13 protein-coding genes, 1 tRNA gene and 1 other RNA gene are annotated in these 15,015 nt (G+C 38.1%); 7 read left to right on the forward strand and 8 right to left on the reverse strand.

All coding sequences use genetic code 11. The features are described 5' to 3' along the window. Positions 1-12: 12 nt before the first annotated feature. The gene (ftsY, locus tag GQR44_RS07100; RefSeq protein ID WP_166370688.1) at positions 13-2,040 is read right to left on the reverse strand and encodes a signal recognition particle-docking protein FtsY; all 2,028 of its coding nucleotides are present in this window, start codon (positions 2,038-2,040) and stop codon (positions 13-15) included. 96 nt (positions 2,041-2,136) lie between these two features. Here ftsY and rsmD point away from each other — a divergent pair, with 96 nt between their 5' ends. Further along, positions 2,137-2,742, forward strand: a complete 606-nt coding sequence (rsmD, locus tag GQR44_RS07105) for a 16S rRNA (guanine(966)-N(2))-methyltransferase RsmD (protein ID WP_166370690.1) — start codon at positions 2,137-2,139, stop codon at positions 2,740-2,742. Between the two features lie 3 nt (positions 2,743-2,745). Further along, positions 2,746-3,009: a DUF1145 domain-containing protein gene (locus tag GQR44_RS07110; RefSeq protein ID WP_166370692.1), complete on the forward strand. Its 264-nt coding sequence runs from the start codon at positions 2,746-2,748 to the stop codon at positions 3,007-3,009. A gap of 537 nt (positions 3,010-3,546) precedes the next feature. Here GQR44_RS07110 and GQR44_RS07115 read toward each other — a convergent pair. From GQR44_RS07115 to GQR44_RS07145, 7 genes are all read right to left on the reverse strand, one after another. Beyond that, a complete protein-coding gene (locus GQR44_RS07115; protein WP_166370694.1) occupies positions 3,547-4,506 on the reverse strand; it encodes a KpsF/GutQ family sugar-phosphate isomerase in 960 nt (319 codons plus the stop codon). A gap of 42 nt (positions 4,507-4,548) precedes the next feature. Beyond that, a tRNA-Pro gene (locus GQR44_RS07120) sits at positions 4,549-4,625 on the reverse strand. Between the two features lie 187 nt (positions 4,626-4,812). Then, complete coding sequence (gene fabV / locus GQR44_RS07125) at positions 4,813-6,009, reverse strand: enoyl-ACP reductase FabV (RefSeq protein ID WP_166370696.1); 1,197 nt, start codon at positions 6,007-6,009, stop codon at positions 4,813-4,815. A 164-nt stretch (positions 6,010-6,173) separates the two neighbouring features. Continuing rightward, positions 6,174-7,394 carry an FAD-dependent monooxygenase gene (locus tag GQR44_RS07130; RefSeq protein WP_166370698.1) on the reverse strand — a complete coding sequence of 407 codons (1,221 nt, stop codon included), beginning with the start codon at positions 7,392-7,394 and terminating at the stop codon, positions 6,174-6,176. After that, positions 7,391-8,683 (reverse strand): 2-octaprenyl-6-methoxyphenyl hydroxylase, encoded by a 1,293-nt coding sequence (gene ubiH, locus GQR44_RS07135; RefSeq protein ID WP_166370700.1) that lies wholly within the window; start codon positions 8,681-8,683, stop codon positions 7,391-7,393. The genes GQR44_RS07130 and ubiH overlap by 4 nt, the downstream gene beginning before the upstream one ends. Beyond that, positions 8,676-9,974, reverse strand: coding sequence for a Xaa-Pro aminopeptidase (gene pepP / locus GQR44_RS07140; RefSeq protein ID WP_166370702.1), 1,299 nt, complete (start codon positions 9,972-9,974; stop codon positions 8,676-8,678). The genes ubiH and pepP overlap by 8 nt, the downstream gene beginning before the upstream one ends. 11 nt (positions 9,975-9,985) lie before the next feature. Continuing rightward, positions 9,986-10,555 carry a UPF0149 family protein gene (locus GQR44_RS07145; RefSeq protein ID WP_166370704.1) on the reverse strand — a complete coding sequence of 190 codons (570 nt, stop codon included), beginning with the start codon at positions 10,553-10,555 and terminating at the stop codon, positions 9,986-9,988. 172 nt (positions 10,556-10,727) lie between these two features. Here GQR44_RS07145 and GQR44_RS07150 point away from each other — a divergent pair, with 172 nt between their 5' ends. The 5 genes from GQR44_RS07150 to serA all read left to right on the forward strand — a co-directional run bounded on the left by GQR44_RS07150 (position 10,728) and on the right by serA (position 14,684). Beyond that, a complete protein-coding gene (locus GQR44_RS07150) occupies positions 10,728-11,030 on the forward strand; it encodes a cell division protein ZapA (RefSeq protein WP_166370706.1) in 303 nt (100 codons plus the stop codon). A 190-nt stretch (positions 11,031-11,220) separates the two neighbouring features. After that, positions 11,221-11,405, forward strand: a non-coding RNA gene (gene ssrS, locus GQR44_RS07155) — 6S RNA. A gap of 197 nt (positions 11,406-11,602) precedes the next feature. After that, positions 11,603-12,217, forward strand: coding sequence for a 5-formyltetrahydrofolate cyclo-ligase (locus GQR44_RS07160; RefSeq protein ID WP_166370708.1), 615 nt, complete (start codon positions 11,603-11,605; stop codon positions 12,215-12,217). 380 nt (positions 12,218-12,597) lie between these two features. After that, positions 12,598-13,254, forward strand: a complete 657-nt coding sequence (gene rpiA / locus GQR44_RS07165; RefSeq protein ID WP_166370710.1) for a ribose-5-phosphate isomerase RpiA — start codon at positions 12,598-12,600, stop codon at positions 13,252-13,254. A gap of 200 nt (positions 13,255-13,454) precedes the next feature. After that, a complete protein-coding gene (gene serA, locus GQR44_RS07170) occupies positions 13,455-14,684 on the forward strand; it encodes a phosphoglycerate dehydrogenase (RefSeq protein ID WP_166370712.1) in 1,230 nt (409 codons plus the stop codon). Positions 14,685-15,015: the final 331 nt, after the last annotated feature.

Consider the following 15,015-nt stretch of genomic DNA (forward strand, 5'->3'; position numbering starts at 1 on the left):
ATCTATTTTACCTTATGACTCATCTTCTTTAGAGAAAAGAGCATCGATAAACTCTTTGGCGTTAAACTCCCTTAAATCATCAATGCCCTCTCCCACTCCGATATAACGGATAGGCAGTTTAAATTGGTCCGCAATAGAGAAAATAATCCCCCCTTTTGCCGTACCATCAAGCTTAGTAAAGGTCACGCCTGTCAATCCTACGGCTTGGTTAAATAATTTAACTTGGCTAATCGCATTCTGACCAGTACCCGCATCAATTGTTAACATGATTTCATGAGGGGCAGTTGGATCTTTTTTACGCATGATTCGTACTACTTTTGCCAACTCGTCCATCAAGTGATCTTTATTTTGTAAACGGCCAGCTGTATCTGCAATTAACACATCGATACCGCGAGCTTGCGCTGCATCCATTGCATCAAATAAAACCGATGCACTATCTGCCCCCGTTTGCTGAGCAATCACAGGAATGTCGTTACGATCTCCCCAAACTTGCAACTGCTCAACAGCAGCGGCACGGAACGTATCACCGGCAGCAAGCATCACTGATTTACCTTCCTGTTGGAATTTTTTGGCTAATTTACCGATAGTGGTTGTTTTACCAACACCATTTACTCCAACCATTAAAATAACATAAGGTTTTTTAGTTTCATCAATCACTAATGGCTTTTCAACTTCATGCAGTATATCTGATAAGTCTTTTTTCAATAACTCATAAAGAACTTCTGCATCTTTTAACTGTTTACGGTCTGCATGCTCCGTTAAATTATCAATGATACGCAATGTCGTCTCAACACCGATATCCGCGACAATAAGTTGCTCTTCTAGTTCTTCAAATAGCTCATCATCAATTTTTTTGCCTTTAAATAACGATAATAAACCACTACCAATATTAAGCCGAGTTTTCTTTAAGCCAGCAGCAAAACGAGCAAAGAAACCTAATGTATTTTTTTGTTTCTCTGCTTCAACTTCTTTTTCAGCAACTAACTTTGCCTCTATCTCAGCTTCTTGTGCTGCTTCTTCATTTGCCTCACTTTCTACCTGTTGACGTGCTAATTCAGCATTTTTTTGTGCTTCTTGATATGCCAATCTTGCTTTAGCAGCTGCCTCTTGTTGAGCTACTATTTCTAACTGACGTTGTGCCTCTTCTGCTGCCGCTTTTTCTCTTACTTCAAGTTCAGCTTGCTTACGTGCTAACAGCTCTGCGCGTTTGACTGCTAACTCTTTTTCTATTAGCTCAGCTTGCTCTTTTTCGGCTAGCTCTTTTTCTACTAGCTCGGCTTGCTCTTTTTCAGCTAATTCTCTTTCTATTAATTCGGCTTGACGCTTTGCTTCTTCAGCAGCGGCGATTTCTTGTGCTTCAAGTTCAGCCTGCTCGCGTGCTAATAGCTCGGCTTGCTCTTTTTCAGCTCGCTCTCTTTCTACTAACTCAGCTTGACGTTTTGCTTCTTCAGCAGCGGCGATCTCTTGTGCTTCAAGTTCAGCCTGCTCGCGTGCTAATAGCTCGGCTTGCTCTTTTTCAGCTCGCTCTCTTTCTACTAACTCAGCTTGACGTTTTGCTTCTTCAGCAGCGGCGATCTCTTGTGCTTCAAGTTCAGCCTGCTCGCGTGCTAATAGCTCGGCTTGCTCTTTTTCAGCTCGCTCTCTTTCTATTAGTTCAGCTTGACGTTTTGCTTCTTCAGCAGCGGCGATCTCTTGTGCTTCAAGTTCAGCCTGTTTGCGTGCTAATAGCTCGGCTTGCTCTTTTTCAGCTCGCTCTCTTTCTATTAGTTCAGCTTGACGTTTTGCTTCTTCAGCAGCGGCGATCTCTTGTGCTTCAAGTTCAGCTTGTTCACGTGCTAATAGCTCAGCTTGCTCTTTTTCAGCTCGCTCTCTTTCTATTAGTTCGGCTTGACGTTTTGCTTCTTCAGCAGCGGCGATCTCTTGTGCTTCAAGTTCAGCTTGTTCACGTGCTAATAGCTCAGCTTGCTCTTTTTCTTCTTGCTCTGTTTTCTTAGCTGGTTTTTTTGAAAACCATGAAAACAATCCTTTCTTTATAGACATTGATTAAAAACCTTACTAACAACCTGTTTACCCTGCTAAAATAGCAATCGTATTGAAATGCTATATTAACACTATGCTTGCCGGACTAAAAATTATATGAGTAAAAATCATCGTACTTTAACCAAAGAAAACAATAGAAAATCAATGAGTGACGGATTTATCCGCTTAATCTCTGGTCAATGGCGAGGAAAAAAGCTTCCCGTTAAAGATAAACAAGGATTACGACCAACAACGGATCGCACAAAAGAAACTCTTTTCAATTGGTTAATGCATGATATTCGAGCTGCAAATTGTTTAGATTGTTTTAGTGGAAGTGGCAGTTTAGGTTTCGAAGCGTTGTCTCGTTATTGTCAATTCTGTACTTTCTTAGAGCTTGATAAACAAGTAGCTAAGCAGCTACAAATTAACTTAACTTCATTAAACGTGGAAAATGCGCAAATTATTCAAGGTGATTCATTAAAATACCTGCACCAAACGGCGACTCAAAACTACGATGTGGTTTTTATCGATCCTCCATTTAATCTAGGCTTAGCTCAACCTTGTATAGAACAATTAGAAGCAAATGGATATTTAGCCAAGGGATGTCTTATTTATGTGGAAGTTGAAAGTAGCTTAAACACGTTACAAACTCCTGATAACTGGCAACTATTGAAAGAAAAAACATCGGGCCAAGTTCGTTATCAATTATTTTCAAGAGGTTAAAAAATGGCTTACTTTATTCCCTTTGCAAAGTTTTTAATGATCATTATTTGGACCTTGTTGCTTGCTAATTTATTTTTTCCATTCCCTGGAAAAGCAGCAATGGCCTTTTACTTTTTATTAGCCTTTGTGATTGTAATGCATGCGATCCAATTATTAGTTATTTATGGTGCATTTGCTGAAAAGCTAAAGTTAACCAAAAAAGAATCCTTTGAAATTTTCTTTTTTGGTGTATTTAAAATGTGGCAATTAAAAGCACGCCTTTTATAAACACGCTTTCTATCACTGCACATTTTTTAAAAAATGGCGAATAAAAAAGGGTGATCATTATAAATGCTCACCCTTTTTTGTCGTCTTCACTTCATTCCCTTGAGATTGACCGCATCCTTGTGGCTCCATGACAATGCTTTCCTAAGCAACTCCCCTTGCCAATCCTTTGGCGGTTCCTTATCCCTGTAAACAGTTCCACTGCAACGATGCTACTTCCTTTACTTGCTGCTAAGTATAAGAAATTATTCGCAATTAGTTATTACATGAAATAGAAAATAGTTTCTAAACAGCACAAACAACATAGATAAAAGTTTAAAAAAAGATTATTTTTCAGCATGTTAAGTAAAGTTAATAAAATATGGAGAGAGATTACTTTCTTAAATAAGGCAAATAACAGTATCTAAGATGGTTGATCTCTTAGGGTAAGTTTATCTCTGTGCAGAATAAGCCGCAGCCAATAATAAAAAAGTCACCGTAGTGACTTTTAATGGAGCATATTTTAATAAGTTAAGCTTTATGCTTAGGCAATATCTTTGGTTATTGTCCCCACTCGATAATGCCATCTACTTTTTTACCATCTTCACTTACCACTAACCATTTTATATGTTTTTCACGCATTAATTCTTCAGCTTCAGTTAGACGCGCTGAAGCAGAAATTAAACGTGGTGTAGGATTCATTAAATGTTCAGCTTGGCTATCAACAATACTTTCACCTGCAATTAAGAAACGACGAACATCACCATCAGTGATCACACCCTGTAAATTGCCATCTTCTAACACCAAAGCTAAACCGGTACGAGTTTCAGTCATCACCATTAACACATCAGTCACTGAAGTATCTGCACTTACAACCGGTAAGTTATCACTGCGCATTTCATCGCGAACAAAAGTTAATAAACGCTTACCTAAGCTACCGCCAGGATGAAAGCGAGCAAAATCCATTGGACTAAAGTCTTTTTCTAACGTGAGCGTATTCGCAAGTGCGTCACCGATCACTAAGGTCAAGGTAGTAGAAGTGCTTGGTGCTAGGTTATTAGGGCAGGTTTCTTTTTCTACGCTTGCATCGAGTACAACATGAGAGTTTTTAGCAAGTGTCGATGTTGTGCCACCGGTAATTGAGATGATTTTATTACCAAAGTGTTGCAGCGATGGAATTATTTTTAGTATCTCATCTGTTTCGCCACTATATGAAATTAATAGTAATACATCTTCTTTTGTTACCATGCCTAAATCACCGTGAAAAGCTTCACCGGGATGCATAAAAAAAGAAGGCGTTCCAACGGAGGCCAATGTAGCGGCTATTTTAGTACCAATATGCCCTGATTTTCCCATTCCAGAAACAATCACACGCCCAGTACAGTTTTTCATTAAAGCCAACGCTTGAAGATACGCTTCGCCGACCTGTTTACTATGTGTAGTAATTGCCGCACTTTGTACTTCAAATACGTTTTTGAGTTCTTTTAACAATTGAGACTCTGGCAATGCAAAACGGGACATGAAAATTCCTTAGTGTAGGAGGAGAAATAATAAATGAAGAAATGGTCGGTATGGGAGGATTCGAACCTCCGACCCCTGACACCCCATGCCAGTGCGCTACCAAACTGCGCTACATACCGATTTATGTAAGTCTAATTATTTATCATGAAGTTGCAACAAAAAAAGCAAGTCCAAGCGTAAACAATAAGGAAAAAGTAACGTAATTGAAACAGATTGACATATTGTGACAAAAATTGAGGCAAAAAATACCCGCTCTCGGCGGGTATAGTAGACTACTTAAATACACTCATTCAAATGAATAAGAAATTATAAACAATCAAACTCAACTAAAGGTTCAACTTCAGCATCATAATCAACACCGTCGATACCAAAACCAAATAATTGTAAAAATTCATCTTTATAATCTTGGTAGTCTGTTAGTTCAAACAGATTTTCAGTGGTAATTTGAGGCCATAGCTCTGTACAGGCTTGTTGAACATCATCACGTAATTCCCAATCATCAAGACGTAAACGACGTGCTTCATCTGTTGTAGGAGCTGAACCATCAGCTTTAAATAATTGTGTAGTAAACAGACGATGAATTTGTTCCATACAACCTTCGTGCAAACCTTTTTCTTTCATGATTCTAAAGACCATTGAAAGGTATAAAGGCATAACAGGGATAGCTGAGCTTGCTTGTGTCACAACACTTTTTTGTACTGAAACATAAGCTTCACCATTTAAAGCAGCTAATTGAGATTGAATAGCGGTAGATGCACGATCTAAATCTAATTTCGCTTTACCTAATGCGCCATTCCAGTAGATAGGCCATGTTAATTCAGTGCCGATGTAAGAGTAAGCAACGGTTTTAACACCTTCAGCTAACACACCCGCATCTGCTAGTGCATTGATCCAAAGCTCCCAATCCTGTCCACCCATAACGGTAACAGTATTAGCAACTTCTTCTTCAGTTGCAGGCTCTACTGATGCTTCAATGATCACGTCTTTGTTAGTATCAATAGCAGTTGAAGTGTAAGTTTCACCAATTGGTTTTAGGCTTGAACGAATAACTTCGCCCGTATCAGGTAATTTACGCACAGGCGCAGCAACAGAATAGATGATTGCATCAATTTGACCTAAGTCAGCTTTGATTGTATCGATAACAAGTTGCTTTGTTTCGTTAGAGAATGCATCGCCATTAACGCTTTTAGCGTATAGACCATCTTCTTTAGCTTGTTTTTCAAATGCAGCACTGTTGTACCAACCTGCAGAACCCGTTTTACGATCAGTTGCAGGTTTTTCAAAAAACACACCAATTGTTGAAGCACCACTTCCATATGCAGCTGCAATACGAGAAGACATGCCGTAACCAGCAGAAGAACCAATCACTAATACACGTTTAGGACCTTTTTCAATTTTGCCTTGTGCTTTTGTGTATTCAATTTGTGCTTGGATGTTTTTTTCACAACCGGTTGGGTGTGTAGTAGTACAAATAAAGCCACGAATCTTAGGTTTAATGATCATATTTTTTCGCTCTTATGGTATTTGAAACCTTTAATGAGGGTAGTAATGATAGAAAATCACCGCACTCGCATTAAAGGCGTAAGTAAAATTATCGCTAATATACCTGTTCTCTGGGAAAATGCCAAAAAACAGCTAAGGCTAATTAAAACCTCTATCGGGTTAACTTATTCGACACCTGTTTTTATTAAACACAAATCAGGTCTATCGCCATTTAATCCCATCGCTTGTTTTATAAATTGTTTTTTCAATGGTGCTATATTACTGGCCATTAATAATGCGACGTCCCTCACCAATTTTTGCACAGGATTTGCACCATTAAATAATTGTTTCAAACCTTCCATGGAAGCAATCATTTGGATCGCTTCGGCTTTACGCCAACGTTCGAAATGACGCAAATGAGGGTATAAACCAATATCATTACCTAATACCGTATGTTTGATTAATTCCTGCCCTAAACACGCGGCATCGAGTAAACCTAGGTTCACGCCCTGACCAGCTAAAGGGTGAATAGTATGCGCAGCATCGCCAATTAAAGCGACACGATGTTTTGCAAAATCTCGAGCATAACGCATGCTTAAAGCAATGCTTTGACGTTGGCCTTGTACTTCACAGGGACCTAGGCAATTGTCAAAGGTACGACTTAGATGTTGATTGAAGGTTTGATCATCTAAAGCCAGTAAAGCTTTTGCTTTTTCAGGCGGCAAAGACCATACGATAGAACTAAGATGTTGTTGGTATAAAGGCAAAAAGGCTAGTGGTCCTTGCGGGGTAAATATTTGACGAGCACAAGCTTGGTGATTTTCAACGGTTTTTATCGTAGCAACAATAGCATGATGCTCATAATCCCATTGTGTTAAAGGAATATTAAGCTGCGTTCTTACCCATGAATTAGCACCATCGGCAGCTACCACTAACTTTGATGTCAGTTGTTTGCCACTGTTTAATGTTAACCAAGCTTCCCCCTCTCCGATAGCCATACTTTGTAGTGAATCGGGACAGAAAAAAGTGACATTTTGCTGTTGTTGTACACTCTGTTGTAAAGCTTGCTGTAAATTTTTATTCTCTACAATGTACCCTAAGTCTTTTTGGTCAACTTGTTTGGCATTAAAGTCAATTTTACCAAAGCTATCTTTTTCCCATACTTGCATCGTATGGTACGGCGTAATACGTTGTGCTTTTAGTAATGGCCAAATACCTAAATTATCAAACAGGGTTTTGCTAGCAAAGCTAATCGCACTGACCCTACTTTCAGGGGTATCACTTAACGCCACTGTTTCATTAGCTTCAATGATAGCAATAGATAAATGACTTTTAGCTAAACATTTGGCTAATGTTAATCCAACCATTCCGCCACCGACAATGGTGACATCGTAAGACTGCATCATGATAAATTCTCACTGTTGAACAAATCAAACTGGCCTTTGGCTTGTTCGATAATGGGTTCTGATAAAAAAGGGAAACAGCTCATTGCTTGCAAACCAATATTACGAGGAATGCTCAATAATGGATATTGATTACTGAATATTCTCACTAAACTATCTGTCATCAAAATTGTGCGATGATGATCTTTAGCGCGACATTGCCAATAAGTATTTAACATTGAAAATGAGCCAATATGTTGTACTTCAGATTGAGTGATCACCTTCGCTAAAACAAATAAATCACGTAACCCCAAATTGAAGCCTTGCCCTGCAACAGGGTGTAGACTATGCGCCGCATTACCAATACATAAAACGCGATGAGCAACCGGCTTAGTTGTTTTTACTAAGCTTAACGGATAAATATCTCGCTTTCCTGTTTCTTCAAATATACCTGCACGAAAACCGAAATGTTGCTGTAATTGAGCAAGAAACAAGTGATCCGGTAATTCTGCAATTTGCGCGGCTTGCTGATGCTCAACGCAATACACTAATGAATAGCGGCCTGCCGTTAACGGTAATAAAGCAATAGGACCGCTTTTACAAAATCGCTCATAGGCAATATTTTGATGTGGTTTAGAACAACGAACATTACAGATAATGGCACTACGGTCATAGCTATAGCGCTGTGTGTCTATTTTAGCTAGTTCCCTGACTTGGCTTTCACTGCCATCGGCGCCCACACATAATCTTGCATCAATATGCTGACCATCACTGAGTTCACAACTAATTGCATCAATACCTTGTTGAAAATGTTTGAGCTTTACATTATATCGTGTCGTTAGTGATGGAAAAGCGCCTAATGCTCTTGCCAGAACTTTCCCAACATGTTGCAGCTCAACAACATAGCCAAAAGTTTCGCCTTTATTATTTGGCATTAAACCTAAGGATCCAAAGTAGCCTTTATCTGATACTTGGATTTTGTCGATGGCTTGTGCATTAATTTTAATATCAGACCATAATGCTAGCGAGTCTAAAATATCAACCGACCCAGCGTTCAAAGCAATACAACGCGCATCGAAGCTAGGGTTACGTTGCTTATCAGATAATGTTTTAGTCGCTAGAGACAGGTCCCTTTCAACACGCTGCTCGTTTTCATCTAACAATAACACCTTAAGTTGATCATTTTGCTTCAACAAAGATAACGCTAATAATGAGCCAGATAGACCAGCACCTACAATGACGATGTCATAACTAACGTTATCACATCGCTCATCTGAAACAGTGTCAACCGTAGTAATGTTGTTTTTAACCATGCATCAATGCTTCAATATCTTGAATGCTTTTTGGCACTGCCGAAGTCAAAATTTCGCATCCAGTTTCGGTAACAATGACATCATCTTCAATACGAACGCCAATACCTTTCCAACGATCTTCAACATCTGCATCATTACTAATATAAAGCCCAGGTTCAATCGTGATCGCCATGCCTTTTTCTAAGAGGCGCGGTATTTCGATACTGCCAGAATTCCCGACATCGTGCACATCTAAACCAATAAAGTGGCCTAAACCATGCATATAAAAGTCTTTATGTTTTTCTTCCTGGATCAGAGTTTCAAGGTCACCTTGCAAAATACCCAAAGCTAATAAACCTTCACACATTTTACGTACAACTAACTTATTGATCGCTAAAACACTGATATTCGGTTTCACTTGCTCAAGTGCAAATAACTGACAATCTAGGACTAATTGGTAAATAGTCGCTTGCTCTTCAGTAAAGCGACCATTAACAGGAAAAGTACGTGTAATATCGCCAGCATAACCTTGATATTCAGCACCCGCATCAATCAGCACTAAGTCACCATCCTTTAGTTGCTTATCATTTTCGGTGTAATGCAAAATACAGGCATTATTACCACCAGCAACAATACTGTTATAGGCAATATCACGCGTCCCCTGCCTTGCGAATTCATATTCAACTTCTAATTGCAATTGGAATTCCCACATACCCGGTTTACACTGTTGCATTGCTCGTACGTGGCCAAGTGCAGAGATCTCCCCTGCTTTACGCATTAACTCTTTTTCAGCATCACTTTTGAATAAGCGCATTTCATGTAACTGCGGTTGCCAATTTAAAAACTGATTGGTTGCAATTAAACCACTACGTGTTTTATTACGTAACTTATTGAGAATAGTTTGCAAGCGAGTATCTAAACTTAAACCACTTAATACAGGATAATATACTGTCTCGATGCCGGTTAATAAATCCGCTAGAATCACTTCTAACTCATCAATTGCAAAGGCTTGATCCATCGATAATTCAGTAACGGCAGCCGCTTGACCTAATCGATAACCATGCCAAATTTCTGCCGTTTTATCTTTTCTGCGGTTAAATAACACACTGCTAATTAACCCTTTTCTTTTGATCAATAACAAGCATGCTTCCGGTTCATTAAATCCAGTCAGGTAATAAAAATCACTATTTTGACGAAAACGAAATTCGGTATCGTTACTTCGGATCAATTCTTCATTAGCAGGGAAAATAGCCATACTGTTGTCCAGCATGCTATTAGAGAATAAATGTCGGCGAGTATTAAATTCAGTCATGTGCTCTCAGTTTAGTGAAGGGTATTAGAAATAGGCGTTGCCATGTTACGGGAAAATGTATTAAAACATAACATAGCGCTAACGCGAAGGTACTCAACAATTTCAGCAAAAGCAATTTCAGATTCTTCATCTTCTTGTTCAAAATCTAAAGATAGTTGTGAGATATCACGAATATCTCGAATCACTTCTTGTACATCTTCCGATGCTTGATTTAGTGCCTGTTGCACCATACCAAAACCGACTAAAAAACTCTGTGCCCATTGCGCCATCGCTTCAGCTCTTTCATCTAAAGGTTTTTCATCATCAGGTAATAATAAGTTAAAGCCTAAACCATCGTCAGCACATTGCTTCACCACCTCTGCATAAATATCAGCAACAAGTTTTTTTATTGGTTGTGGCAACGCCATTCCCTCATTAACAACATCATTAAATAATGGTTGCCAACTTTTATCATCAAGGGCAATACCACCGCAAACAAAGCCAGATAAGACTCCGTGAGTTTCGGCAGCATTGGTGAATAACTCAGCACCTTCAAGGGCTTGCGAAATTTTTTCAAAACTTGGTAGTACAGCTGAATTCATAAGGACACTCTTAATCAATAAAAGATAATTGCTATATTCTATCATCCACAGGATCTCGTCGCCACTAAGTACTTGAAACTTGATAGCTAGGTCGATATAGTTCGCCCATTATATGACATTTTTTTAGGGAGGTTCACTGTTCCCTTAATTTGCAACACTAACGGGGGCTTTTATGGCACATCTTGATATTACTATTTTAGGCCAACAATACAAAATCAGCTGCCCAGAAGGTGAGCAAGAAAGTTTATTAGGCTCTGTTGCGCAAGTTAATGAACATTTAAAAGAAATGAGAACCTCGGCACGCACTTTAAGAAGCGATCAACTGGTTGTAATGGCAGCATTAAATTATCGCCATCAACTGAATACATTAAAAGAAGAAAATCAAGCGCAGACCGAGCAATTAAATAAACGTATTCAACAATTACAAGATGCCATTAACGGTGCATTAGATAACACTGCTTTATTAAAAGACTAACATTTTATTTTCTGCTTTATTTATTGAACAACCTTATATTTTTATATCCCTTTAATATTACTAATTGCAATCACTCATACTGTCTTTGATTGACTTTGCAATTACGATTAAAAATTCATCATTCAATGCAAAAGTTCTTATTTTTTGCCAAAACCCCTTTTAAAAACGATTAAATGTATGTACAGTTTATTTAACCCTCGGGTACCCGTTAATCTTGACTAAGTCCCTGAGCCGATAAGCATTACCCTGGTGAATTTGTTTGGATACTATTGTGTAAGCTCGACTTGTATCGAGAAACCTGCGGTAGACACGAGTACACCAACCTTGACCTTCGGGTTCAAGGTCACAGTCAAAAGCGGTATCCTTGGGTTAACTTCAATTTCTTATTATCATTTATGTTACATCCCGTTATTTCTATCCCTTAAATCTATTCCTATTATCTATTTCTAGAGTTAACCAGTTTAGTTTCAACCACTCCTTTGACTTCTCTTATTTTGTTTAACCTGCTTATTTTAAGTTAATCTTAAGATATACTTTTAAAATCATCGTTATAACTAAGCAGAAATAAAATAATGGCTAATACTATTTCTACACAGCGCAATACCATTCGACAACAAGTACGAAGTGCACGTAAGGCTTTGTCCTGCAATGATCAACAACAAGCATCTTGTCAATTATTACAAACCTTAAAACAACACCCCAAAGTACAACAGGCACAACATGTATCAGTGACTTTGGCCTATGACGGTGAAATAGATCTCAATCCTTTTATTGATTGGTGTTGGCAGCAACAAAAACAAGTGTATTTACCTGTTGTGCATCCAACTAAAACGGGGCAGCTATTATTTCTCGCGTATCATAAAAATACTGAAATGATCATCAACCGCTATGGGATTGCCGAACCTAAATTCACGCATACAACAAAAAACATTGAACAGACATGCCCAGCACAATCGTTAGACTTGGTGCTAACCCCGTTAGTTGCGTTTGATCAACAAGGTAACAGAATAGGTATGGGAGGAGGTTATTACGACAGATTATTAGCGCCTTGGTTTACTCAAAAAACCGGCCCCTACCCCATTGGGTTGGCTCATGATTGCCAATATATAAATGCCCTACCAATTCAAGAATGGGATGTCCCTTTGCCCGAGGTGATCACACCGAGTCAACACTTCTATTTTGAATAACCCAAAGGATGGTTGATCTTTTAAATTTATTATCGCGATGATCTGCAGGTTTTAGCCAAGACAGACTCTATGTGATCTAAGCTTATGTACTGTGATTAGGGAATGTCATGTTCCCATAACTAAGCGAAAGCACAGTATTTACAGTGAGCCAAGGTGACCGTAAGACGCTATGTACTTTGTTGAAAAATACACTTATATCACTAGGGTTGATTATGCCCGCCTCCATCAAAACACCGTGTAATGAATAAAATTTCAACAACAAAGATCAACTCCCCTTAAGTATTTAATGATTTTTCATAAATTTAGCTTAAATTAAAAGCACGGTTAAGGGTATAATCGCGCCACTTTAACGACATTGCTCACTCAATAGGATACAAGTCATGACTCAAGACGAGAAGAAAAAAGCTGCCGCTTATGCTGCCTTAGAATACGTAGAAAAAGATACCATTATTGGTGTTGGTACAGGTTCAACGGTTAATCATTTTATCGATGCATTAGCAACCATAAAAAATGACATCATAGGTGCAGTCTCTAGCTCAGATGCATCAACAGCTAAGTTAAAAGGTTACGGCATTGAAGTTTTTGATTTGAATGAAGTCTCTGAGTTAAGTGTCTATGTTGACGGCGCCGATGAAATTAATGCATACAATCACATGATCAAAGGTGGCGGTGCTGCATTAACTCGTGAAAAGATTGTATCAGCTGTTGCTAAAAAGTTTATTTGTATTGTTGATGATACTAAAAATGTTGATATTTTAGGTGCTTTCCCGCTACCGGTTGAAGTGATTCCAATGGCTCGTAGCTATGTAGCCCGTGAGTTAGTTAAATTAGGCGGAGATCCTGTATACCGTGAAGGCGTGGTAACTGATAACGGTAACGTTATTCTAGATGTTCATAATCTTAAAATTGCTGAACCATTGAAATTAGAAAACCAAATTAACGCTATTGTTGGTGTAGTGACAAATGGTCTATTTGCAAACCGCGCAGCTAATGTTGTTTTAGTGGGTGCAGAAGATGGCGTTAAAACTATAAAATAGTTAAATATATTGCTCTCTTTGACTGATAAATAAACACAGAGAGCAGTAATGACCTAAATAGTAATAAGTTGTTTCAATTTTTCATATACGAAATAACAGTCTCAGATTCACAATTACAACTATTTTTGCTATTTTACGAGCACTAAAATTATTCTTTAAATTGCTGTTCCACATACCTCCATAAGGCCCAAGGAAATACAATGACCAAGTTTTCACTCAACAAAGATAAAATTAAAATTCTTCTTCTAGAAGGTTTACACCAAAGTTCAGTTGATACTTTTACTCAAGCTGGTTACAACAACATCGAAAGTATTAAAACGTCATTAAGTGAAGAAGACTTAATCGAGAAAATTAAAGATGCGCATTTTATCGGTATTCGTTCTCGCTCTAACCTATCTGCAAAAGTATTAGAAGCAGCAGAAAAATTAGTCGCTATTGGTTGTTTTTGTATTGGTACAAATCAAGTTGATTTAAATGCAGCACAAGCAAAAGGGATCGCAGTTTTTAATGCTCCTTTCTCAAACACTCGCAGTGTAGCTGAGTTAGTACTTGGACAAGCTTTATTATTATTACGCGGCGTACCTGAGCGTAATGCTAAAGCGCACCGCGGTGAATGGGATAAATCAGCAACGGCTTCATACGAAGCACGTGGCAAAAACTTAGGTATTATTGGTTACGGCCATATCGGTACACAGTTTGGTATTCTTGCTGAAGGCCTAGGCTTTAACGTTTCTTTCTATGATATTGAAAGCAAACTGACATTAGGTAATGCAACTCAAGTTGCTACTTTAAAAGAGCTATTAGAAAAATCTGATGTAATTAGCTTGCACGTACCAGAAGTTGATTCAACTAAAAACATGATGGGAGCAGATGAATTTGCTCAAATGAAAGATGGTGCCATCTTTATGAATGCAGCACGAGGTACGGTGGTTGATATCCCTGCTTTATGTGATGCATTACGTAGCAAAAAATTATCGGGTGCAGCAGTGGATGTATTCCCTACTGAGCCAAAATCAAACAATGAAGAATTTGAATCTCCATTACGTGAATTTGACAACGTTATTTTAACTCCACATGTTGGTGGCAGCACACAAGAAGCACAGGAAAACATTGGCTACGAAGTAGCAGGTAAATTAGTCAAGTACTCTGATAACGGTTCTACACTGTCATCTAAAAACTTCCCTGAAGTATCTTTACCGCTTCATAAAGATGCAAGTCGTCTGTTACACATCCACCGTAACCAACCAGGTATTCTAACTAAGATCAACTTGGCATTTGCTGATAACAATATCAACATTGCAGCACAATACTTACAAACAAATGAAAACATTGGTTATGTAGTTATTGATGTAAACAGTGAAGATGCAGATACAGCCTTAGACAAGTTAAAAGAGATTGAAGGTACTATTCGAGCACGTTTATTAAAGTAATAACACGATAAAAAACTAAAATAGGACTCATTGAGTCCTATTTTTTTGCGCTAATTTTATACAAGTCCCATTTACAAATCCCCTACTTCTAAAGCGAAGCTTATTACATTTTTATTAGTTAAAACTAATTAGCCTTTCATTTACAAAAGCCCTTAAATTTTTAATCAATTTTTCATTGCACTGATGATCTGAATCCAAGGATTTTAAAAATCACACATTTTTAAAATACTCACTGTTTTATTGATATATAACAATAAAGAGGTAGTAAGGCAAATCACAGATTAATTTCCTATCTATAATTAATTAACTTTTACTTCAACCAACAGATCCT

The organism is Psychromonas sp. SA13A (assembly GCF_011378715.1).
GTDB lineage: Bacteria > Pseudomonadota > Gammaproteobacteria > Enterobacterales > Psychromonadaceae > Psychromonas.